Here is a 21,508-nt window from a genome sequence, read left to right as displayed (position 1 = left end):
CGGTCGCGGGCCGGGCCCGGTTCGTCGGCGCGGTGCCCACGGCGTTGGATGGGGGCATGCCTGATTCGATGCTGGCCGGCCGGCTGAACGTGCGCACCCGAGACTTCGTGGTCAAGGAGGTGCCCAAGCCGACGCCCGGCCCCGGCGAGGTGCTGATCCGGGTCGCCGCGGCCGGCATCTGCCTCTCCGACGTCCACCTCATCGAGGGGCAGCTGTCCCCGCTGTTCCTCGCCGGCGACGAGGTGACCCTCGGCCACGAGGTGGCCGGCACCGTCGCCGACCTGGGTGACGGGGTGAGCGGACTGGCCGAGGGCCAGCGGGTGCTGCTGCAGGCCGGGGAGGAGAAGGACGGCTGGGTGCACACCCGCGGCGTCGACTACGACGGCGGCTGGGCGCAGTACGCGCTGGCCACCGCGGACACGGTCGTGCCCATCCCCGGCGACCTCCCGTTCGAGCAGGCGTGCATCGTGCCCGACGCGGTGTCGACGCCGTGGGCCTCGATCGTGCGGACGGCGCAGGTGCGGGCCGCCCAGCCCGTCGGCGTCTGGGGCATCGGCGGCCTCGGCGCGCACGCGGTGCAGCTGCTGCGCCTGGCCGGGGCCGCCCCGATCGTCGCCGTCGACCCGGTGCCGGCCGCCCGGCAGCGGGCGCTGGACTTCGGCGCGGACCTCGCGCTGGACCCGGCCGAGGACATCGCCGCCCGCGTCCGCGAGCTGACCGGCGGCGCCGGGCTGGCGTTCGCCTTCGACTTCGCCGGGGTGGCGCCGGTGCGCGAGCAGGCCGTGCGCTGCCTGGAGCGCGACGGCGCCCTGGTGCTGGTGGGCCTCACCGACCAGCCGCTGGAGATCCGCAACGGCACCCAGTTCAGCTACTTCGGCCAGCGGATCCTGGGCCACTACGGCTCCGAGCCCGCCCACGTGGTCGAGCTGGTGAACCTGATCCGCCACCACCGGCTGGACCTGTCGCGGTCGATCTCCGGCACGCTGTCCCTCGCCGACGCCGCTGAGGGCGTGGAGCGGCTGGCGCACAAGCAGGGCGACCCCATCCGGCTGGTCATCACGCCCTGAGCACGGCTCAGCAGTCGGACGGACGAGTCCACCTGTCAGCGGCCGGGGAGCCGGCCCATGAGCTCGGGCACGTGCACCAGCCGGGTCCAGCCGCTCCGACGCACGTCCAGCCGGGTCACGGCGCGGCCAGACGTCCGGCGGTCCGGCTCAACCCAGGGGCGGAGACGGCTCGCGGATGACCACCTGCACCGCGCGGAACTGCTTGGGTGTCTCCAGCAGCACCACCTTGGTCGGCTCGCCCACCTCCAGGGCGGGCTCCCGACGCAGCGCGGCCAACGCGCGGAGCCGGGGGCCGGCGAGCACGTCGTCGACGAGCCCCCGGTCGCCCCCGGTGAACAACGCCGCCAGCCCGTCGGCGTGCGGCAGCAGGACCCGGGCGGCGGTCTCGACCGCGTGGTCGACGACGGCGTCGGTCTGGTGGGCGCGGCGGCGGGCGAACCGCTGCTGCGACCAGCCGCCGGCCGCCGTCCGGCCCTGAACCTGCCGCGCGTCGACCTTGGAGACGACCAGCTGGTCGCCGTCGAAGACGCCGACCGCCCACCGGCCGCGGCGCACCAGCAGCACCGCGGCGCGCCGGGGCCGACCGGCGGCGGCGGTGAAGCTGCCCAGCAGCGGCGGCTCGGGCACCCAGCCGAACGGGGCGCGCAGGACCACGCTCGTCGTGTCGGCGCAGGTGATCCGCAGCCCGTCGTCGGCCGGCTCCACCGCGGTGAAGGCGCCGTGCCGGGTGGCGACGCCGTCCAGCCAGCGACCCAGCCGCTCGGGCGCCACCCCCAGCCGCCGGCCGCCCCCGGCGGCGGGCCGCGGGCGGGTCACCGGGACCGCAGGGTGAGCAGCCGGTCGAGCACGTCGCCCACGCGCAGGCCGTCGTGCTCGTGCTCGTTGGTCACCCAGGTGCGCACGTTGCCGACCGCCTCGGCCGTCTCCAGCGACAGGCCGGCGTCGACGTACATGTCGTCGAAGTAGACGGCGGCGTCGACCGGCACCTCGTTGGCGGCCAGCCGCGCCGGGTCGTAGAGGGCGGGGAACTCCTCCAGCTCGGCCAGTGCGTGCACGGCCGGCGCGAACGGCCGCAGCGACGCGATCTCCTCGAACATCCACGGGTAGACCATCTCGCCGGTGAACGGCAGCGGGCGGCGGGCGCCGTCGAACTCCGGCCCCCGCTCGTCCTGCGCCGCCCATCCGACCGGGCCGGGCCCCTGCGCGTAGATGCTCTCGTGCAGCGCCGCGTAGAGCGGGTCGTCCCGGTAGGAGGTCCGCCGGGCCACCTGGTCGAGGAAGGTGTCGGACAGCTCGCCGTCGCCGTCGAACGCCTCCTCGAACAGCCAGTGCAGCTCCGTGGCGCCGTCCCGCATGCCCAGCGCCTGACCGACGGTCTGCAGGCGGCGCACGGTGAGCCGGTCGCCGTCGGGCAGGACCGCGGGTGCGGCGGCCAGCCGGTCGGCGACGGCGGCGACCTGCGCGACGTCGTCGGGAAACCGCTCGTAGAGCCGGCGGGTGCGCGCGGCGACGCGGGGATAGGTGCGCCGGTAGACCTCGCGGGCGTCGGCGCGCAGGCCCGGCAGCCCTCCGGTGACCAGGCAGCGGGTGAGGCCCTCGGGCGCGCGCGAGAGATAGGTCAGGGTGACGAAGCCGCCGTAGCTCTGGCCCAGGGTGGTCCACGGCCGGCCGCCGTAGAGGGTGGCCCGCACGTGCTCGGCATCGGCCACGATCGAGTCCGCCCGGAACGCCAGCAGGTGGCGGGCGGCCGCGCCGGCGTCGGGGAACCGGCCGATCGTCGCGCCGGTGATGCGCGAGCTGCGCCCGGTGCCGCGCTGGTCGAGGAGGACGACCCGGAAGTCGCGGAGCGCGCGCTCGATCCAGCCACCACGGGTCGGTCGCGGCGACTTGCCGCCCGGGCCGCCCTGCAGGAAGAGCAGGAGGGGCAGGTCGTCGGCGCGCCTGTCGGGGTGGACGAGCTCGCGGACGAACACCGAGATCGTCGCGCCGTCGTCGCCGCCCCACCGCAGCGGCACCGTCACCGCCCGGTCGCGCACGTGCGCGCCGGGGAGCGTGTACTCCGGCACGGAAAGCCCCGGTCAGCCGGCGAGCGCGGGCTCGGCGACGTGCTCGGCGGGGACGTGCAGCAGCCGCTGGAAGAGCGCGACGACGACGGCCGCGACCGCGGCCGCGACGATGGCCACCAGGAACGCCGTGTTCGCGCCCGCGACGTCGACGAGCTTGCCCGCCACGGACGCCCCGAGGGCCACGCCCAGGCCCAGCGCGGTCCCGATCCAGGTGAACGCCTCGGTGACCGCGGCGCGCGGCACCAGCAGTTCAGCGAGGGTGAAGGAGCTGATCAGCGACGGCGAGACCGCGACGCCGGCGACGATCACGAACGGGACCATCAGCCACACGTCCTGGATCAGCGTGAGCGGGACGACGAGCACCGTCAGCACCGCGAGGGCGACGACCAGCCGCCGCCGCAGCGGGACGCGCCAGTGGACCATGCCCCAGCCGATGCCGCTGGCCATCGAGCCGAGCGCCAGCCCCGCGATGAGGACGCCGGACATCGACATGGCGCCCCGCTCGTCGGCGAACGCCACCAGCGCGATCTCCAGGGTGCCGAGGATCGCCCCCACCGCCGCGCCGACCACGAAGAGCACGCGCAGGCCGGTGGTGCGGATCGCCGAGGGCCCCTGCCGGCTGGCGTGCCCGTGCGGTTCGGGCTCGGTGCGGCGCTGCGCGGCGAACAGCAGGCTGCCCACGGTGGCGAGGGTGAATGCCGTGACGACACCGGAGGTGGCGTGGCCCGTCGTCGAGAGGAACGTGACCAGCACCGGGCCGATGATGAAGACGAACTCGTCGACGACGGACTCCATCGCCAGCGCCGTGGGCAGCCGGTGGCTCCCGCGCAGCAGATGGGTCCAGCGGACACGGATCATCGAGGAGACCGGCGGGATGCAGGCACCGGCCAGCCCCGCGGAGGTGAAGACGATCCAGAGCGGCCAGGCCTCCCGCACGGAGAACAGGAAGACCAGGCCGGAGAGGACGAAGACGACCAGCACCGGCAGCAGCACCCGGCGCTGGCCGTGGGTGTCGGCCCAGCGGCCGAGCAGCGGACCGGCGATGGCCGTCGTCACCGCGCCCACCGCGGCGACCGCGCCGCCCAGGCCGTAGGAGCCGGTCTCCGACGCCACGAGCAGGACGCTGCCCAGCCCCACCATCGACAGCGGCAACCGGCCGATGAAGGCCGACAGGACCATGGGCAGGGCATGCGGGGTCCGGAGCACCTGCAGGTACGGATTCGCCACGGGCGGGGTGCCTCCGGGAGCGGGAAGGGGGCTACGCCACGCTAACCGACCGTGGCACACGGTGCCGCGAGGACGCCCCAGGACGCAGACGACCGGGCGCCTGCGCGCTGGGCGGGAACGACGAGGGCCCGGAACCGCGACGCTGCGGTTCCGGGCCCTGCCTCTGCCGGGCTTACGCCAGGCGGCTCTTGAGGATCTCCAGCTCGTCCCACATGGTGCTGGGGAGCTTGTCGCCGAACTTCTCGAACCACTCGGTGATCTGCGGGATCTCCTCGCGCCACTCCTCCGGCTTCACCGCGAGGGCCTGCTCGACCTGCTCGGTGGTCATGTCCAGGCCGGAGACGTCGAGGGAGTCCGCCGTCGGCACGTGGCCGACGGGGGTCTCGACGGCGGCCGCGGTGCCCTCGAGGCGCTCGATGACCCACTTGAGCACGCGGCTGTTCTCGCCGAAGCCCGGCCACAGGAAGCCGCCGTCGGCGTCCCGGCGGAACCAGTTGACGTAGAAGATCTTCGGCAGCTTGCTGGCGTCGTGCTGCTTGCCGGTCTCGACCCAGTGGCCGAAGTAGTCACCGGCGTTGTAGCCGATGAACGGCAGCATGGCGAACGGGTCGCGGCGGACGACGCCGACGGCGCCGGTCGCGGCGGCGGTGGTCTCCGAGGAGAGCGTCGCGCCCATGAACACGCCGTGGTTCCAGTCCCGGGCCTCGGTGACCAGCGGGATCGTGGTCTTGCGGCGGCCGCCGAAGAGGATCGCCGAGATCGGCACACCCTTGGGGTCCTCGTACTCCGGCGCCAGGATCGGGCACTGGGTGATCGGGGTGCAGAACCGCGAGTTGGGGTGCGACGAGAGCTCGCCGGACTCCGGCGTCCAGTCCCGGCCCTTCCAGTCGGTCAGGTGGGCCGGCGGCTCGTCGGTCATCCCCTCCCACCAGATGTCGCCGTCGTCGGTGAGGGCGACGTTGGTGAAGACCGAGTTGCCCTTGTCGATCGTGCGCATGGCGTTGGGGTTGGTGTCCCAGCCGGTGCCGGGCGCGACGCCGAAGAGGCCGAACTCGGGGTTGAGGGCGTAGAGGCGCCCGTCCTCGCCGAAGCGCATCCAGGCGATGTCGTCGCCCAGGGTCTCGACCTTCCAGCCGGGGATGGTCGGCTCGAGCATCGCCAGGTTGGTCTTCCCGCAGGCCGAGGGGAAGGCGGCGGCGATGTAGTAGGTCTTCTGCTGCGGGTTGGTGAGCTTGAGGATCAGCATGTGCTCGGCCAGCCAGCCCTCGTCGCGGGCCATGACCGAGGCGATCCGCAGCGAGTAGCACTTCTTGCCCAGCAGCGCGTTGCCGCCGTAGCCGGAGCCGTAGGACCAGATGGCCCGCTCCTCGGGGAAGTGCACGATGTACTTGGTGTCGCTGCACGGCCACGGGACGTCGGCCTGCCCCGGCTCCAGCGGGGCGCCGAGGGAGTGCATCGCCGGCACGAACGGCCGGTCGGAGCCCATCGCCTCGAGGATGCGGCTGCCGATGCGGGCCATCACCCGCATGGAGACGACGACGTACTCGGAGTCGGTGAGCTCGACGCCGAACATCGGGTTCTCGGCCTCGACCGGGCCCATGCAGAAGGGGATCACGTACATCGTCCGACCGCGCATGCACCCGCGGTACAGCTCGGTCATGATCGACTTCATCTCGTCCGGGGCCATCCAGTTGTTGGTGGGCCCCGCGTCGGCCTCGTCGACCGAGCAGATGAAGGTGCGGTCCTCGACGCGCGCGACGTCGCTGGGGTCGCTGGCGCACCAGAACGAGTTGGGCTTCTTCTCCAGCGGCGTGAAGGTGCCGGCGTCGACGAGCTTGCGGGTGAGCCGCTCCCACTCCTCGTCGGTGCCGTCGACCCAGACCACCTGGTCCGGCGTCGTCAGCTCCGCCATCTCGCGCACCCAGGCCAGCAGCCGGGCGTGCGTCGTGGGGGCGTTCTCCAGACCTGGGGTGGCCACGGTGGTCACGGCGTCTCCATCCTCTGCGTCGCCGGGGCGGACTCCCGCTCCGACGGTGGTGCCCTACGTGCCGCGGCCGCGGGACGGCCGTGCGGATCGGGTCAGCGTACAAGCGCAGACATGCGCCCGTAACGAGACAAATGTTACGTATAGGACGTCTACCGCTCAGCTCGGAACAGGCTGGTGGGAGGCGGTGTTCGCCACACTTCGTGAGCTCTCCCGCGCTTCTCTCGCCGCTCCGTCTCCGCGACGTGACGCTCCGCAATCGCCTCGCCGTGGCCCCGATGTGCCAGTACTCGGTGACCGACGGCCGGGTCGGCGACTACCACCTCGTGCACCTCGGGCGGTTCGCCCTGGGCGGCTTCGGGCTGGTGGTCGTGGAGGCCACCGCGGTGACCCCGGAGGGGCGGATCAGCCACGGCGACGTCGGCCTGTGGTCCGACGACCACGCACCCGGGCTGGCCCGGGTGGTCGACTTCCTGCACGCCGAGGGGACGGCGGCAGGCATCCAGCTGGCGCACGCCGGCGCCAAGGCCAGCAGCCGCCGGCCGTGGGAGGGCTCGGGGCCGGTGACCGAGGACGACGCCCGCCCGGGCGAGGCCCCGTGGCCGACCGTCTCGGCGTCCGCCGTGCCGGCCGGGGACGGATGGCCGGTGCCGCACGCGCTCTCCGAGGTGGAGCTGGCGGGGGTGCGGGACGCGTTCGCCGCCGCCGCCCGACGGGCCGACGCCGCCGGGTTCGACGTCGTGGAGGTGCACGCCGCGCACGGCTACCTGCTGCACCAGTTCCTCTCCCCGCTCACCAACCGGCGCGACGACTCGTACGGGGGCTCCCGCGAGGCGCGGATGCGGTTCCCGCTCGAGGTGGTGGACGCGGTGCGCGCCGCCTGGCCCGCCGGCAAGCCGCTGCTGGTGCGGGTCTCCGCCGTCGACGGCTCCGGCGACGGGCTCACGATCGAGGACACGGTCGCCTTCGCCCGGGAGCTGCGTGCCCGCGGGGTGGACGCCGTCGACGTCTCCGGCGGCGGCATCGGCGGGGGCTGGGAGCACCCGATCGGCTACGGCTACCAGGTGCCCTACGCCGCGGCGATCCGTGAGCAGGCCGACATTCCGACGATGGCCGTGGGGCTGGTCGTCGACGCCCGGCAGGCCGAGGCGATCGTCGCCGGCGGCGCCGCGGACCTGGTCGCGGTGGCGCGCGAGGCGCAGGACGACCCGAACTTCGCCGTGCACGCCGCCCGGGACCTCACCGACGGCTACGACGCCTACCCGGTGCAGGCAGGCCCCCGGCTCGCCTCGCGGGGGCGCCTGCTGGGCCGGCTCGGCCCGTGGACCGGCCCGGACCCGGTCCAGGTGACCGATCAGGCCCCGGCGGGTCGCCCGTAGCCCGGACCGGTCTCGGCGAGGAAGGCCGCCCAGTCGCCCGGGGCCGGGCGGCCGCCGAGTTCGGCATCGAGCTTGTCGAGGTACCAGTGCCAGCCCATCGCGAAGTCGGTGACGTCGAGGCCGGCGGCGAAGAACTGCACGAAGCGGAGGACGGTCCGATCGCCCTCCACGAACAGGTCCAGGTCGATGCGCCAGACGCCGAGGCCGTCCTGCTCCTGGGTCCACTGCACGACCAGCCGGCGCGGCGGGTCGCACTCGACGATCGCCATCGGCTCCCCGACCGGTTCGTCCTCGTGCGTCATCGTGAAGGTGCCCGTGCCACCGGGGCCGCGCTCGCCCTCGTAGGTGCCGATCCAGCGGGCCAGGCGGACGGGCTCGGTGAGCGCTGCCCAGACGTCCTCGATCGGGTCGGGCCAGCTGCGGCGGAACTCCAGCCGCTGCCGGCCGTCCGGCTCGGTGGTGACGACGCCGCGCCGGGTCTCCAGATCGGTGTCGCTGCCGCGTGGGGTCATGTCGGTCCTCCGTCCCTGCGCGCCCGCCGGCCGCGGGCGATCTCGGTGTCCAGGGCGTCCAGTCGGTGCGCCCACAGGTCGCGGTAGGGCTCCAGCCACTCGTCGAGCTCGCGCAGCGGCTTCGGGTCGAGCGCGTAGCGGCGCTCCCGCCCCTCGGCCCGCACCCGGACCAGCCCGCTCTCGCGGAGGACGCGCAGGTGCCGGCTGATCGCGGGGCGGCTGACCGGGAACGGCGCCGCCAGCTCCCCCGCCGTCCGCTCCCCGCCGGCCAGCAGCGCGATCAGCTCGCGCCGCGTCGGGTCCGCCAGCGCCTGGAGCGCCTCCACGCCCAATGAGTAACACATGTGTTACGTATCCGTCGAGGGGTTGGCGCACGGCGCCCCGGGAAAGGAGGCGTCCATGACCGTCACCGATCCCGACAACCCCGATCCGCTCAACGACCCCCGGACCCTGCAGGCCGATCCGGGCGCCTACGGCGAGGGCGCCGACCTCGCCTCGGCCGGGGACGACGCGACGTCGAGCGGCGAGGACGAGCTGCCCACCAGCCAGAACCTGGAGGACGAGGCGGGCGGCAGCGACGTCACCGGAGGCGCGTTCGGCGGGACCCCGCCGGCCTGACCGTGTGACGAACCGGTTCTTCCGGGGTAGGGCGGCCTCGTCCCACACACCTGAACCGAGGAGGACCGATGGCCACCGGTGAGACCGGCTTCGAGGACGTCTTCTACGACCTCGTCTCCGTCCAGTACCACTCGCTCAAGGCCGGGCACGACTACGGCCAGTACGTCCGGGACGCCGAGAACGCCGGCCTGGACGACGTCGCGGCGTTCTTCCGCGAGGTCATGGAGCAGGACTCCCAGCGCGCGAAGCGCTGCCACGAGTTCCTCGGCCGCCTGCAGGGCACCGAGCAGGGCGGCCCCGCCACCCAGTGACTCCGCTGTGGGTCAGCGAGACGATGGGCAGGTGCTCACGACCGCATTGACCCGCCGCTTCTCCCTCACCACGCCGGTCATCGGGGCCCCGATGGCCGGCGTGGCTGGTGGGGGGCTCGCTGCCGCGGTGTCCCGCGCCGGCGGGCTCGGGATGATCGGGATCAGCGCGAAGCACAGCGCCGACTTCCTCTCCGAGCAGTGCGCGATCCCGCGCGCCGACGGGCTGCCGTTCGGCGTCGGGCTGATGGCCTGGGCGCTCGCCGACCGGCCCGACCTGCTCGCGGCGACGGTCGCCGCGCGGCCGGCCCTGGTGTCGGTCTCCTTCGGCGACCCGGCCCCCTACGTGCCGGCGCTGCACGATGCCGGGATCGCCGTCTGCGCCCAGGTCAACACCGTCGCCGACGCGCGAGGCGCGCTCGACGCCGGCGTCGACGTTCTGGTCGCGCAGGGCACCGAGGCGGGCGGCCACACCGGGCACCGCGGCCTGCTCCCGCTGCTGCAGGAGGTACTCCCCCTCACCGATCGCCCGGTGGTCGCCGCCGGCGGCATCGCGACCGGCCGCGGGATGGCCGCCGCCCTTGCCGCCGGCGCGGCGGGCGTGTGGATCGGGACGGCTCTGCTGTCCTGCACGGAGGGGCTGAACTCCGCCGCCGCACGGGAGCGGGTGCGGCAGGCGACCGGCGAGGAGACCGTGCTGACCCGCGCCTTCGACGTCGCGGAGGGGCTCGCCTGGCCGGAGCGCTGGCCCGGGCGGGCGCTGGTCAACGACTTCTCCCGGGTCTGGCACGGCCGCGAGGAGGAACTGGTGCACGACGCCGAGGCCCGGCAGTCCGTGGTGGACGGCCGGCGCACCGGGGACCCGGCGACCGCGCCGGTCTACGCCGGGGAGGCCGTCGGCCTGGTCACCGCCGAGCGCTCGGCCACCGACGTCGTCCGTGAGCTGGACACCGGAGCCGAGCAGGCGCTGCGCGCGGTCGGTCAGCTACTGGGCTGAACGGCGCAGCCGTCGTCGGTGCAGCCCTCGGCGGCCGGCACGGTGACCAGCGGGTGGGCGTCGGCCCAGGCCCGCTCCAGCACCTGCAGCAGCAGCTCGGCCGGCTGGGCGCCCGCGGCCCCGTACTTCCGGTCGACGACGAAGAACGGCACGCCCGTGGCGCCCAGGGCCTGCGCGGTGGCGCCCTCCTGCCGGACGGCGGCGAGGTAGCGGCGGTCGGTCAGCGCCTCCCGGATCTCGGCCTCGTCCAGCCCGACCTGCACCCCGAACGGGACGAGCGAGTCGACGTCGAAGACCGGCCGGCCCTCCTCGAAGTAGGCGTGCAGCAGGAGCTCCTTGAGCTCGTTGCGCTTGCCGTGCTCGGCGGCCAGGTGCAGCAGCTCGTGGGCCAGCAGGGTGTTGCCGCTGACGGCGTCGGCGAGGTGGTACTCCAGCCCCTCACCGGCCGCGACCTGCTCGACCTGCGCCATGTTCTCGCGCATCTGCTCGACGGTCGTGCCGTACTTGCGCGCCAGCGCCGGGAGCGTGGGGTGCGTCTCGCCCTCGGGGACGCTCGGGTCGAGCTGGAAGGAGCGCCACACGACCTCGACCTGGTCGCGGTGCGGGAACTTCTCCAGCGCGGACTCCAGCCGGCGCTTCCCGATGTAGCACCACGGGCACACGACGTCGGACCAGACCTCTACCTGCATGCCTGGCCCAACGTCGTCGCCGCCTCGATCCTTCCGCCGGGTCAGCCGCCGGTGAAGGAGCGGATGCCGACGAGGTCGACGACGAAGACCAGCGTGGCGCCGGGCTTGATCACGCCGCCGGCGCCGCGGTCGCCGTAGGCCTTGTGCGGCGGGATGGTGAGCCGGCGGCGGCCGCCGACCTTCATGCCGACGATGCCCTCGTCCCAGCCCTGGATGACCATGCCGACGCCCACGCGGAACTCCAGCGGGTCGCCCCGGTCCCAGGAGGCGTCGAACTGCTCGCCACCCTCGTGGGTGACGCCGACGTAGTGGCAGCTCACCAGGTCGCCGGCCTTGGCCTCGGGGCCGTCGCCGACGACGAGGTCCTCGATCACCAGGTCGTCGGGCGCCGGCCCGGTGGGCGGCTCGACGTCCGGTCGGGTCAGCTCGGCCACGGTTCTCCCTCCCGCGCCGGGGCTGTCCCGGCGTCGTCACCCCCCATCCAAGCAGCGGCCGGGCCGGGCGGCTCTTCCGCGGCCGTCGGGGCGCCGACGTCGAGGGGGTGGGCGATCTCGTCGGCGGGGAGGCGCGCGGCCCAGATGGCGACGACGGCGAACACCGGCGGGGCGAGACCCGCCACCAGGAAGGCACCGGAGCGCCCGACCAGCTCGGCCAGCGGCGCCGCGAGCGCCATGGACAGCGGCATGAGGCTCAGCGAGACGAAGAAGTCGAGGCTGGAGACCCGCCCCAGCAGCTCGCCCGGCACCCGGCGCTGCAGCAGCGTGCCCCAGATGACCATGCCGGCCTGCGAGGTGCCGCCGACCACGGCCGCCGCCGCGAGCATGACGACGAGGTCGGTGGTGAAGCCGAACGCGACCAGCGGGATGCAGCCCAGCCCCCACAGCAGGGTCATCACCGTGAGGTAGCGGCGCGGCAGCCGCCACGAGGCGACCAGCAGCGAGCCCAGCGCCCCGCCGAAGCCGAAGGCGACCAGCACCCAGGCGTGCTGGCGGGCCCCGCCGCCGGCGTCGGCGATGGCGAACGGGACGAGCACCTCGAACGGGCCGATGAAGGCCAGCAGCATGAAGGCGGCGAACAGCAGCGTCGCGAGCAGCCACGGGGTGGCGACCATGTAGCGCACGCCCTCGCGGACGTCGGCGAGCAGGCCGGGCGGCGGGTCGCCGTCGGCCGCCGGCGGGCGACGCACCGGGGTGCTGGGCAGGGCCCACAGGAAGGCGGCGGCGAGGAAGGCGGTCGCGGCGGTGACCGCCAGCGCCGCGCCCGGGGACCACGCGGCGACGAGGAAGCCGGCCGCCGCGGGCCCGGCCGCCTGGCCCAGCACGGGGCGGACCGCGCCCTCCAGCCCGTTGACCGCGAGCAGGTCCTCCGCGGGTACGAGGGCGGGCACCAGCGCCGAGTAGGCGGGGTAGAACATCCCCAGGGCGACGCCGTCGACGAGCGAGACCAGCGCGAGCTGCCACAGCTCGAGCACGCCGGTGAGCGACAGCGCGGCCGCCACGGAGACCGCGCCGCCCTGCAGCAGCGCGACGACCAGCAGCAGCCGCCGCTGGGGTACCCGGTCGGCCAGCGCCCCGCCGAGCAGCGTCGTCACCAGCATGCCGCCGGAGCTGAGCGCGGCGACCAGGGACAACGCCCCCGGGCCACCGTCGAGGCCGAGGACCTGCCAGACCATGGCGATCGCCCACAGCCCCTGGGTGAGCAGCGACAGCGCCATCGCAGCCGCCAGCAACCGGTAGGAGGTGTGCCGGAGCGGCGCCAGGGCGCGCGGCAGCGTCACAGGTCACCTCCCGGGGTCGGGGCCCATCCTGGACGACGGGTGCGACGGATCCCCACCCGGTTTCCGGCCGGCGCGACGGACCGGTGCCCGAGGGGCGCCCGCGCCGCTACGGTCGGCGGGCATGATCGACCACCTGGGCCTGCAGTGCGCCGACGCCGAGGCGGCGGCCTCCTTCTACCAGCGCGTCTTCGCGACCTGCGGCGTCCGCGAGGCGATGCGCATCGACACCCCGCACGGGCCGGTGATCGGCCTGGCGGGGCCCGACGGGCAGCCGCAGCTGTGGACGAGCCCCGCCGAGGACACCGGCCACCGCCCGGTGCACCTGGCGCTGGCGGCACCCTCGCGCGCGGCCGTCGACGAGGTGTTCGCCGCGGCGCGGGCGGCGGGCGCGGAGATCCTGCACGAGCCGCGGGAGTGGCCCGAGTACCACCCGGGCTACTACGGCGTCTTCTTCCGGGATCCCGACGGCAACAACGTGGAGGCCGTGCACCACGGGTTCCCGGCACCCTGACCGTGCGGCGGGCCGCCCGGCGTGCTGGGCTGGGCACATGCCCGTCGAGCAGCCCCCGTGGTGGACCCGTGCCGTCGTCTACCAGGTCTACCCGCGCTCGTTCGCCGACTCCGACGGCGACGGCATCGGCGACCTCGGCGGGATCCTGCTGCACGTCGACCACCTGGCCGACCTCGGCGTCGACGTCCTGTGGCTCTCGCCGGTCTACCCCTCGCCGCAGGCCGACAACGGCTACGACATCAGCGACTACCAGGACATCGATCCGCTCTTCGGCACCCTGGAGCAGCTCGACGAGCTGATCGAGGCACTCCACGCCCGCGGCATCAAGCTGGTGATGGACCTGGTGGTCAACCACACCAGCGACCAGCACCCGTGGTTCGTCGAGTCCCGCTCGTCGAAGGACTCGCCCAAGCGCGACTGGTACTGGTGGCGGCCGCCGCGGCGCGGCATGGCACCGGGCGCCCCGGGCGCGGAGCCGACGAACTGGCAGTCGTTCTTCTCCGGCCCGACCTGGGAGCTCGACGAGGCCAGCGACGAGTACTACCTGCACCTGTTCGACCGCCGGCAGCCCGACCTCAACTGGGAGAACCCGGAGGTCCGGCAGGCGGTGTACGAGATGATGCGGTGGTGGCTCGACCGCGGGGTCGACGGCTTCCGCATGGACGTCATCAACATGATCAGCAAGGACGTCGGACCGGCCGGCGAGCTGCACGACGGGCCCCCGCTGCCCGGCTCGTCGCTGGGTGACGGCTCGGCGTCCTACCTGTGCGGGCCGCGGATCCACGAGTTCCTGCAGGAGATGCACCGGGAGGTATTCGCCGGGCGCTCCGAGAAGCTGCTGACCGTCGGCGAGATGCCCGGCGTGACCGTCGAGCAGGCCCGGCTGTTCACCGACCCGGCCCGCGGCGAGGTGGACATGGTCTTCCAGTTCGAGCACGTGGGGCTGGACCACGGGACGTCGAAGTGGGACGTCCACCCGCTGCGGATGCGCGACCTCAAGGCCTCGTTCGGCCGCTGGCAGGCCGGCCTGGCCGAGGTGGGGTGGAACTCCCTCTACTGGGACAACCACGACCAGCCGCGGGCGGTGTCCCGGTTCGGCGACGACTCACCGCAGTACCGCCGCGACTCGGCGACCTGCCTCGCCACCCTGCTGCACCTGCACCGGGGGACGCCGTACGTCTACCAGGGCCAGGAGATCGGGATGGCGAACTACCCGTTCACCTCGCTGGAGGAGTTCGCCGACGTCGAGTCGCTCAACCACCACGTGCACGCCGTCTCCGCCGGCCACGACCCGGCGGAGGTGCTGGCCGCGCTGCGGTGCATGAGCCGGGACAACGCCCGCACGCCGGTGCAGTGGGACGCCTCGCCGCACGCCGGCTTCACCACCGGGACGCCGTGGCTGGCGGTGAACCCCGACCACGTGGAGTGGAACGTGGCGGCACAGCGGGACGACGACACCTCGGTGCTCGCCCACTACCGGCGGCTCATCGCGCTGCGCCACACCGACGACGTCGTCGCCCTGGGCGACTTCACCATGCTGCTGCCCGACCACGACGAGGTGTACGCGTTCACCCGCTCGCTGGGCGGCGTCGAGCTGCTCGTCGTCTGCAACCTGTCGCGGACGCCGTACCGGTTGGCCGAGCTGCTGCCCGAGGCGCCGGCCGCCGAGCTGGTGCTGGGCAACATGGCCGACGACGACCCCGCCGAGCTGCGCCCCTGGGAGGCCCGCGTCCTGCGCCTGCCGTGAGCCACCAACCGCCCGGCGCTCCTTACGGTGTACGGGTCGATCCCCCGCGGACAGGTGGTCCATGGCACCCCGTACCGACGCTCCCGCCCGCTCGGCGCTGACCCGCCGGCGGGTGCTGCAGGCTGCCGTCGACCTCGCCGACCGCGAGGGCCTCGCCGCGCTGACCATGCGGCGGCTGGCCCAGGAGCTCGGGGTCGAGGCCATGTCGCTGTACCACCACGTCGCCAACAAGGAGGCCGTCCTCGACGGCGTCGTCGAGGTGGTGATCGGCGAGATCGTCGCCGCCGTGGACGGCGTCGGCCCGGACCCGGCGGAGGACTGGCGGGCGGCGCTGCGGGCCCGCGTCCTCACGGCCCGCCAGGTACTGCTGCGGCACACCTGGGCACCGCCGGTCATCGAGACGCGGACCGCCATGAACGCCGAGATCGTCGGCTACTACGACGGGCTGCTCGGCATCCTGCGGGCGGGCGGCTTCTCCTACGACCTGGCCCACCACGCCATGCACGCGCTCGGTTCCCGGGCCCTGGGCTTCACCCGCGAGCTGTTCACCCCGGCCGATCCGGAGACCGGTGGGCAGGAGGCGATGGCGATGCTCGAGCAGCTGGCCGACCGGTACCCGCACCTGGCCGGCATGCTCGCCGACACCGTCCACGAGGACGAGGGGGTCCTCGGCTGGTGCGACGACCAGGCCGAGTTCGAGTTCGCCCTGGATCTCCTCCTCGACGGGCTCGACCGGCGCGTCGGCCACAGCTGAGGTCGGTGGCCGACGGCCTGGACACGTCCGCGCCGGCTCGCTACCTTACGGCGTAAGGGATCCTTACACCGTAAGGGAGATGCCATGGGTGCCATCCGGATCGGCGCAGCGCTGCTCCTGCTGCTGACCGCGCTGTTCGTGCAGTCCTTCCGCGCGAAGTGGGGGCCCGTCCAACGCGCCGTCCGCAGGTTCAACCGCGACGTCACGAACCCCCGCCAGCTGGAGACGGCCGGGCAGCCCGGTGCGTACGCGTCGGTAGTGCACCACCGCGGCCGGGTGAGCGGTGCCGCCTACCGGACGCCGGCCGTCGCGGTGCCGACCGACGACGGCTTCCTGTTCGCCCTGCCCTACGGCCCGGGCGCCGACTGGGTGCGCAACGTGCTGGCGGCCGGCAGCGCCACCGTCGAGCACGAGGGCCGGTCGGTGCCGGTGCAGCGGCCGCGCCTGGTTCCGGCAGACGAGGGGAACCGGTTCTTCCCGCCCGGTGAGCAGCGGATGCACCGGCTCTTCGGCGTCGTCGACTTCCTCCGGGTATCGGAGGCCGGCCGGTGACGACGGCGCAGCTGCACGTCGAGCGGCGGGAGCTGGACCGCCGCGCGGGCCTCGTCGCCGGCACCGCACTCCTGCTGATGGCGGCGCTGGCGGCCGTCGGCTACGGCGCCGCCGTGGAGGGTCTGGTGACGCCCGGCGATCCGGGGCGGACCGCCACCGACGTCCTCGCCGCCGAAGGTCTGTTCCGCGCCGGCATCCTGTGCCTGATCGGGGTGGCCGTCCTCGACGTCGTCGTCGCCTGGGCGCTCCACCAGGTGTTCGCGCCGGTCGACGCCCGGCTGTCCCTGCTGGCCGCGGTCTGCCGGCTGGTGTACACCGCTGTGTTCCTCGTCGCGATCGGCCACCTGGCGGCGGCGGCGAACCTGCTCGCCACCGATGCCGTCCTCGGCGCAGCGGAGATCGACCGGTTCGACGCCATCTGGAACACCGGCCTGCTGCTGTTCGGCGTCCATCTGGTGCTCGTCGGGGTGCTGGCCCACCGGTGGCGCGCCGCACCGCGGGGGCTGGGCGTGCTCCTGGTCGTGGCCGGCCTGGGCTACGCGTTCGACAGCGCCGGGGCGGTGCTCTCGGCGGGGTCCTGGCCGACCGTCGCGCAGTTCACCTTCCTCGGCGAGGTCCTGCTGGCGCTGTGGCTCCTGTGGCGCGGCCGACGTGCGGCCCGGGCAGCAACCGGCCCCGGGCCAGGCGCACCGCTGGCACGATGACGGCGTGGACACGTTCGCGGAGATCGCCGGCGAGCGCCGCGAGCTGGCCGCCCTCCTGTCGGGGCTGACCGGTGAGCAGCAGGCGACGCCGAGCCTCTGCAGCGCGTGGACCGTGCACGACGTGGTCGCGCACCTGGTCGTGCCCCTGGAGGTGAGCACCCCGAAGTTCGTGCTGGCGATGCTCGCGTGCCGGGGGAACTTCGACCGGGCGAACGTCCGGGTGACCCGCGAGCAGGCGCGCCGGCCCTTCGGCGAGCTCGTCGAGGTGCTGCACCGGAAGGCCGGCTCGCGGTTCACCCCGCCCGGGGCAGGCCCCGAGGCGCCCCTCACCGACCTCCTCGTGCACGGCCTGGACATCCGCTGGCCGCTGGGCATCGCGCGCGACGTCCCCGAGGAGCGCCTGCGGACGTCCCTGACCTTGGTGGCCGACGGTGGCTTCGTCCGCAAGGGCACGCTGGACGGTCTGCGGTTCGAGGCGGACGACCTCGACTGGGCGCACGGCACCGGCCCCGCCGTCCGCGGGAACGCCGATGCGCTCCTGCTCGCGATGACCGGCCGCCCGGCCGCGCTCGACCACCTCGACGGCGACGGCGTACCGGTCCTGCGCGTCCGGCTGGGGCAACCGTCCGGGCGCCGGGACGGGGAGGAGCGCAGACCGTCCGAGCGATGACCGCAGGCCCTAGGCTGCCGGCGTCCCGGAGGAGAGGACCGCGCATGGCCTACGACGTCGCACTGGCAGACCGCGTCCGCGACGCGCTCCCCGCGGAGAAGGCCGTCCGCGAGGTGAAGATGTTCGGCGGCCTCGCGTTCATGGTCGGCGAGAAGATGGTGGCCTGCGTCTCGGCCGGCGGCGGCGACCTGCTGGTGCGCGTCTCCCGCGGCCGCGATGCCGATTGCCTCGAGGTGGCCGGGGCCCACCGGGCCGAGATGGGCGCCGGCCGGTCGATGGGCGAGGGGTGGATCGCCGTCGACGGGGCCGCCCTCGCCGCGGACGAGGACCTGCACTTCTGGATCGACGCCGTCCTGGAGCACAACGCCGAGCAGGCTGCAGCCCGCTGACCGGGCGGGCTCCCGCCCCACCCCACCCGCCTAAGCTCCTCACCTCGTGGGCCGGGTCGTCGAAGCAGTGCTCCCGGCGCGCATGGGGACGCCGTTCCGCTGGCTGGTCGGCTCCTCCTGGGTGACCAACCTCGGCGACGGCATCGCGCTGGCCGCCGGGCCGCTGCTGGTGGCGTCCCAGACCAGCGACCCCTTCCTCGTCGCGCTCGCCGCCCTGCTGCAGCGGCTGCCCTGGCTGCTGTTCGGCCTCTACGCCGGGGTGCTCGCCGACCGGGTGGACCGCCGCCTGCTGGTGATCGCCGTCGACGTGGCGCGCGCCGTCGTCCTCGGCGTGCTGACACTCGCCCTCGTCACCGGCCGAGCGGGCATCGCGGTGGTCCTCGCCGCGATGTTCCTGCTGGGCACCGCCGAGGTCTTCGCCGACACGACCTCCGGGACGCTGCTGCCGATGGTCGTCGACCGCGCCGACCTCGGCGTCGGCAACGCCCGGATGATGGCCGGTGCGCTGACCATGAACCAGATGGCCGGCCCTGCCCTGGGCGCGGTGCTGTTCGCGGCGGGCTCGGCCTGGCCGTTCCTGGTGCAGGGGCTGTGCGTGGCGCTCGGCGCGCTGCTGCTCGTGCGCATGGCGCTGCCCCCGCTCCCCCGCGCGCCGGGCGGGCGGCACGTCGGCCGGGAGATCGTCGAGGGGCTGCGCTGGACGTGGGGCAACGGCCCGGTGCGCACGCTGACGATCACGATCGTCACCTTCAACGTCACCTACGGCGCCGCGTGGTCGGTGCTGGTGCTCTACGCGACCGACCGGCTGGGGCTCGGCGCGATCGGGTTCGGGCTGCTGACCACGGTGACGGCGGTGGGGGGCCTGCTCGGCACCGCGTCCTACGACTGGCTGGCCCGGCGCGCCGACCTCGCCCTGCTCATGCGCGTCGGGCTGGTCATCGAGACCCTCACGCACCTGGGCCTGGCGCTGACCACGGTCCCGTGGGTCGCGGCGACGATCCTGTTCGTCTTCGGCGCGCACCTCTTCGTCTGGGGGACGACGTCACGGACCATCCGCATGCGGGCGGTGCCCACGGAGCTGCAGGGCCGGGTGGGCAGCCTCTACTACATCGGCGTGTTCGGCGGGATCGTCGCCGGCCAGGCGCTCGGCGGCGTCATCGCCAAGGTGTGGGGCATCACCGGGCCGTTCTGGTTCGCCTTCGTCGGCTCGGCGGTGATCCTCGCGCTCATCTGGCGCGAGCTGGCCCACGTCGCGCACGCCGACGAGGCCGCGCCCACGGGCTGACCACGAGCTCGGCCGCGGCAGCGCGTCCCCGCCCGCCGTGGTGCAATGCCAGGTCCGGGAGGACGACCTCCCGGCGACGGACGGGACGGTGATGCAGCACTCCAGCTCCCGGTCCGGCGACGGGTCCGGGCACCGCCGCTCCTGGTGGGGGGCGGCGCGCCGCACCTGGGCCCGGCACCCCCGGATCGGCCTCGCGGTGCGAGCCGCCGTCGCGGCCACGCTCGCCTGGTGGCTGGCCCTCCTGGTCCCCGGCCCCCTCTCGGACTACCCGTACTACGCCCCGCTCGGCGCGGTCATCGCCACCACCGCGTCCACCCTGGCCGGCTCGGTCCGCTCGTCGGTGCAGACGGTCGCCGCCATCGCGCTGGGTGCCGGGGTCGCCCTGGTCGGCGACGTGCTGATCGGCCAGCGGCTGGTCACCCTCGCCGTCGTCATCGCCGTCAGCGTCGTGCTCTCCGGGTGGGAGTGGCTGGGCAGCGCCAGCAGCTGGCTGTCCACGGCCGCGTTGTTCATCCTGCTCTTCGGCAACGAGAACACGACGGCGTACGTGCTCGGCTACCTCGGGCTCACCTTCATGGGGGCGCTCGTCGGCCTCGCCGTGACCGCCGCCTTCCCGCCGCTTCCCCTGGCACCGGCGGAACAGACGCTCGCGACCCTGCGGGACGCCCTCGCCGGGCAGCTGGACGACCTGGTCGACGGGTTGCGGCAGGACCACCCACCCACGCAGGACGAGTGGCGCGGCCGGATCCGCACGCTCGACCCGCTGCTGGCCCACATGCGCGACGCCGTCCGCCTGACCGACGAGGCCCGCCGGGGCAACCGCCGCGCGACCCGGTACCGGGAGGCGGCCGACCGTCAGTACCGGCAGGCCCGGGCGCTCGAGCGCCTGACGCTGCTCGTCGAGGACCTCACCCAGCTGATCGCCGAGACCGAGCTCGCCGATCTGGAGACGGTCCCGCTGGGGCCGCGGCTGCGACCTCCGGCATCCCGGGCCCTGGCCGCCCTGGCGGACGTGCTCCGCTCGGTCGGCGGCGCGACGGCCGACCCCGAGGCCGTCCGCCGGGCCGATGCCGCGCTTGCCGAGTTCACCACCGAGCTGCGCCGCGCCCGGGCCACCACCGACGACGACCTGCTCGACGCCGGAAACATCGCCGGGGCCGTCCGCCGGTCGCTGGAGTCCGTCCGCCCGGCGGGCGATGCTTGACCCTCGACCCGGTCGAGGCCCGAGGGTCCGGGGCGTGGAGGAACGCATGCGGGGGATCGGCCGGATGGCGCGCGACTCGGGCCTGACGGTGAGCGCCCTGCGGTTCTACGACGGCGCCGGCGTGCTCGTGCCGGCCCGCGTGGACCCGTGGAGCGGCTACCGCTGGTACAGCGACGAGCAGGTCGTCGTCGCCCGGCTCGTCGCCCGGCTGCGGCGGGTGGCCATGCCGCTCGCCGAGATCCGCCGGGTGGTCGAGCACCGGGACGACCCGGCCGTCGCCGATGTCGTCCTCGAGGCGCACCTGCGGCGCCTCGAGGACGGGCTGGCCGACGCCCGCCGCGAGCTCTTCCACGCCCGATCCCTACTGGCCCAGGAGAGCCTCATGACCAGCATCCGCAGCACGACCGCGACCTTCCTCGACGCCCTGCGGGGCGTGCGCTTCGCCGTCGGCCGCGACCCCGAACTCCCGGCGCTCACCGGCGTGCTCCTCGACGCCGACGCCGACGACGTCCGCCTGGTGGCCACCGACCGCTACCGCCTGGCGGTGCGAACCCTGGCCGACGCCGCCGTGGAGGGCCAGGCCGTCAGCGCCGTCCTCCCCGTGGCGCTGGTCGACGAGGCGCTGCTGACCCTGACGCCCGACGACGGCCCCCTGACCGTCTCGGTGGACGGCGCGGACGTCGTCCTCGCGGCCGGCGACAGGTCGGTGCGCGGGCGCCGCGTGGACGCCGACTTCCCCGACTACCGCCGGATCGTGCGGGCGTCGGGCAGCTCCCGGGTCGAGGTCGACGTCGCGCGGTTCCGCGAGCAGCTGGCCGCCGCCCCGATCCGGACGGTGCGCAGCCCGGAGGACGGCACCGAGCACGCCGCCACCGTGCTGAGCCTCGGCGACGTCGAGGTGGGCGTGAACCGCGAGTTCCTGCTCCAGGCCCTGGACGCCGAGGACGCCGGCCAGCTGGTGCTCGACCTCGACGGGCCGATCGCGCCGCTGGTCATGCGGGCACCGGGCCGGTCCGGCGACCTCAGCATGCTGATGCCGATCGCGCTGGACTGATCTAGCGCCGCTGT

At 74.3% G+C, this 21,508-nt stretch carries 24 protein-coding genes; 15 read left to right on the top strand and 9 right to left on the bottom strand.

Annotation, left to right across the window (positions count from 1 at the left end):
• Nucleotides 1-56 precede the first annotated feature (56 nt).
• On the top strand, nt 57-1,067 hold the full coding sequence (locus tag ACI79Q_RS14450) for a zinc-binding dehydrogenase (protein WP_456614899.1): 1,011 nt from the start codon (nt 57-59) through the stop codon (nt 1,065-1,067).
• 147 nt (nt 1,068-1,214) lie between these two features.
• On the opposite strand, the gene ACI79Q_RS14445 is transcribed toward ACI79Q_RS14450, so the two are convergent.
• The 4 genes from ACI79Q_RS14445 to ACI79Q_RS14430 all read right to left on the bottom strand — a co-directional run bounded on the left by ACI79Q_RS14445 (nt 1,215) and on the right by ACI79Q_RS14430 (nt 6,347).
• Nucleotides 1,215-1,883 carry an acVLRF1 family peptidyl-tRNA hydrolase gene (locus ACI79Q_RS14445; RefSeq protein WP_456590079.1) on the bottom strand — a complete coding sequence of 223 codons (669 nt, stop codon included), beginning with the start codon at nt 1,881-1,883 and terminating at the stop codon, nt 1,215-1,217.
• Nucleotides 1,880-3,133 carry an alpha/beta fold hydrolase gene (locus ACI79Q_RS14440; protein WP_456590078.1) on the bottom strand — a complete coding sequence of 418 codons (1,254 nt, stop codon included), beginning with the start codon at nt 3,131-3,133 and terminating at the stop codon, nt 1,880-1,882. The genes ACI79Q_RS14445 and ACI79Q_RS14440 overlap by 4 nt, the downstream gene beginning before the upstream one ends.
• Before the next feature lie 12 nt (nt 3,134-3,145).
• Nucleotides 3,146-4,360 carry an MFS transporter gene (locus ACI79Q_RS14435; protein ID WP_456590077.1) on the bottom strand — a complete coding sequence of 405 codons (1,215 nt, stop codon included), beginning with the start codon at nt 4,358-4,360 and terminating at the stop codon, nt 3,146-3,148.
• A 172-nt stretch (nt 4,361-4,532) separates the two neighbouring features.
• Nucleotides 4,533-6,347: a phosphoenolpyruvate carboxykinase (GTP) gene (locus tag ACI79Q_RS14430; RefSeq protein WP_456590076.1), complete on the bottom strand. Its 1,815-nt coding sequence runs from the start codon at nt 6,345-6,347 to the stop codon at nt 4,533-4,535.
• Nucleotides 6,348-6,547: 200 nt separating this feature from the next.
• Here ACI79Q_RS14430 and ACI79Q_RS14425 point away from each other — a divergent pair, with 200 nt between their 5' ends.
• A complete protein-coding gene (locus tag ACI79Q_RS14425) occupies nt 6,548-7,723 on the top strand; it encodes an NADH:flavin oxidoreductase/NADH oxidase (protein ID WP_456614898.1) in 1,176 nt (391 codons plus the stop codon).
• On the opposite strand, the gene ACI79Q_RS14420 is transcribed toward ACI79Q_RS14425, so the two are convergent.
• Together ACI79Q_RS14420 and ACI79Q_RS14415 are read right to left on the bottom strand one after the other, a co-directional pair.
• Nucleotides 7,699-8,235, bottom strand: coding sequence for an SRPBCC family protein (locus tag ACI79Q_RS14420; RefSeq protein WP_456590074.1), 537 nt, complete (start codon nt 8,233-8,235; stop codon nt 7,699-7,701). The two genes, ACI79Q_RS14425 and ACI79Q_RS14420, sit on opposite strands and share 25 nt — an antisense overlap.
• Complete coding sequence (locus ACI79Q_RS14415) at nt 8,232-8,579, bottom strand: ArsR/SmtB family transcription factor (protein WP_456599985.1); 348 nt, start codon at nt 8,577-8,579, stop codon at nt 8,232-8,234. Before ACI79Q_RS14415 ends, ACI79Q_RS14420 begins: the two co-directional genes overlap by 4 nt.
• A gap of 55 nt (nt 8,580-8,634) precedes the next feature.
• Between ACI79Q_RS14415 and ACI79Q_RS14410 the strand changes: the two genes are divergently transcribed.
• The 3 genes from ACI79Q_RS14410 to ACI79Q_RS14400 all read left to right on the top strand — a co-directional run bounded on the left by ACI79Q_RS14410 (nt 8,635) and on the right by ACI79Q_RS14400 (nt 10,158).
• Complete coding sequence (locus tag ACI79Q_RS14410) at nt 8,635-8,853, top strand: hypothetical protein (RefSeq protein WP_456590072.1); 219 nt, start codon at nt 8,635-8,637, stop codon at nt 8,851-8,853.
• A gap of 68 nt (nt 8,854-8,921) precedes the next feature.
• Nucleotides 8,922-9,164, top strand: a complete 243-nt coding sequence (locus ACI79Q_RS14405; protein ID WP_456590071.1) for an acyl carrier protein — start codon at nt 8,922-8,924, stop codon at nt 9,162-9,164.
• A 31-nt stretch (nt 9,165-9,195) separates the two neighbouring features.
• Nucleotides 9,196-10,158 (top strand): NAD(P)H-dependent flavin oxidoreductase, encoded by a 963-nt coding sequence (locus ACI79Q_RS14400; protein ID WP_456614897.1) that lies wholly within the window; start codon nt 9,196-9,198, stop codon nt 10,156-10,158.
• On the opposite strand, the gene ACI79Q_RS14395 is transcribed toward ACI79Q_RS14400, so the two are convergent.
• The 3 genes from ACI79Q_RS14395 to ACI79Q_RS14385 are packed head-to-tail and all read right to left on the bottom strand — an operon-like array spanning nt 10,143 to nt 12,624.
• Nucleotides 10,143-10,847: a DsbA family oxidoreductase gene (locus tag ACI79Q_RS14395; RefSeq protein WP_456590069.1), complete on the bottom strand. Its 705-nt coding sequence runs from the start codon at nt 10,845-10,847 to the stop codon at nt 10,143-10,145. The genes ACI79Q_RS14400 and ACI79Q_RS14395 overlap by 16 nt on opposite strands.
• A gap of 41 nt (nt 10,848-10,888) precedes the next feature.
• Nucleotides 10,889-11,281, bottom strand: coding sequence for an FKBP-type peptidyl-prolyl cis-trans isomerase (locus tag ACI79Q_RS14390; RefSeq protein ID WP_456590068.1), 393 nt, complete (start codon nt 11,279-11,281; stop codon nt 10,889-10,891).
• Nucleotides 11,269-12,624: an MFS transporter gene (locus ACI79Q_RS14385; RefSeq protein ID WP_456614896.1), complete on the bottom strand. Its 1,356-nt coding sequence runs from the start codon at nt 12,622-12,624 to the stop codon at nt 11,269-11,271. Before ACI79Q_RS14385 ends, ACI79Q_RS14390 begins: the two co-directional genes overlap by 13 nt.
• Before the next feature lie 121 nt (nt 12,625-12,745).
• Between ACI79Q_RS14385 and ACI79Q_RS14380 the strand changes: the two genes are divergently transcribed.
• From ACI79Q_RS14380 to ACI79Q_RS14335, 10 genes are all read left to right on the top strand, one after another.
• Nucleotides 12,746-13,135, top strand: coding sequence for a VOC family protein (locus ACI79Q_RS14380; protein ID WP_456590066.1), 390 nt, complete (start codon nt 12,746-12,748; stop codon nt 13,133-13,135).
• A gap of 37 nt (nt 13,136-13,172) precedes the next feature.
• On the top strand, nt 13,173-14,882 hold the full coding sequence (locus tag ACI79Q_RS14375; RefSeq protein ID WP_456590065.1) for a glycoside hydrolase family 13 protein: 1,710 nt from the start codon (nt 13,173-13,175) through the stop codon (nt 14,880-14,882).
• A gap of 61 nt (nt 14,883-14,943) precedes the next feature.
• On the top strand, nt 14,944-15,636 hold the full coding sequence (locus tag ACI79Q_RS14370; protein ID WP_456599989.1) for a TetR/AcrR family transcriptional regulator C-terminal domain-containing protein: 693 nt from the start codon (nt 14,944-14,946) through the stop codon (nt 15,634-15,636).
• A gap of 84 nt (nt 15,637-15,720) precedes the next feature.
• Nucleotides 15,721-16,188, top strand: coding sequence for a nitroreductase family deazaflavin-dependent oxidoreductase (locus tag ACI79Q_RS14365; RefSeq protein ID WP_456599990.1), 468 nt, complete (start codon nt 15,721-15,723; stop codon nt 16,186-16,188).
• Nucleotides 16,185-16,892, top strand: a complete 708-nt coding sequence (locus tag ACI79Q_RS14360; RefSeq protein ID WP_456599991.1) for a DUF4386 domain-containing protein — start codon at nt 16,185-16,187, stop codon at nt 16,890-16,892. Before ACI79Q_RS14365 ends, ACI79Q_RS14360 begins: the two co-directional genes overlap by 4 nt.
• A 4-nt stretch (nt 16,893-16,896) precedes the next feature.
• Entirely contained in the window at nt 16,897-17,562 is a 666-nt protein-coding gene (locus tag ACI79Q_RS14355; protein WP_456614895.1) for a maleylpyruvate isomerase family mycothiol-dependent enzyme, read from the top strand.
• Nucleotides 17,563-17,606: 44 nt separating this feature from the next.
• Complete coding sequence (locus ACI79Q_RS14350; protein ID WP_456590060.1) at nt 17,607-17,951, top strand: TfoX/Sxy family protein; 345 nt, start codon at nt 17,607-17,609, stop codon at nt 17,949-17,951.
• Between the two features lie 46 nt (nt 17,952-17,997).
• Nucleotides 17,998-19,236: an MFS transporter gene (locus ACI79Q_RS14345; protein ID WP_456599993.1), complete on the top strand. Its 1,239-nt coding sequence runs from the start codon at nt 17,998-18,000 to the stop codon at nt 19,234-19,236.
• 91 nt (nt 19,237-19,327) lie between these two features.
• On the top strand, nt 19,328-20,440 hold the full coding sequence (locus ACI79Q_RS14340; RefSeq protein WP_456590058.1) for an FUSC family protein: 1,113 nt from the start codon (nt 19,328-19,330) through the stop codon (nt 20,438-20,440).
• Nucleotides 20,441-20,474: 34 nt separating this feature from the next.
• Nucleotides 20,475-21,494, top strand: a complete 1,020-nt coding sequence (locus tag ACI79Q_RS14335) for a DNA polymerase III subunit beta family protein (RefSeq protein WP_456613243.1) — start codon at nt 20,475-20,477, stop codon at nt 21,492-21,494.
• Nucleotides 21,495-21,508 lie beyond the last annotated feature (14 nt).

This window comes from Blastococcus sp. SYSU DS0828, from assembly GCF_054050975.1.
The sequence above is the reverse complement of the archived record's forward strand: the minus strand, read 5'-3'. Positions and strand labels throughout refer to the sequence as shown.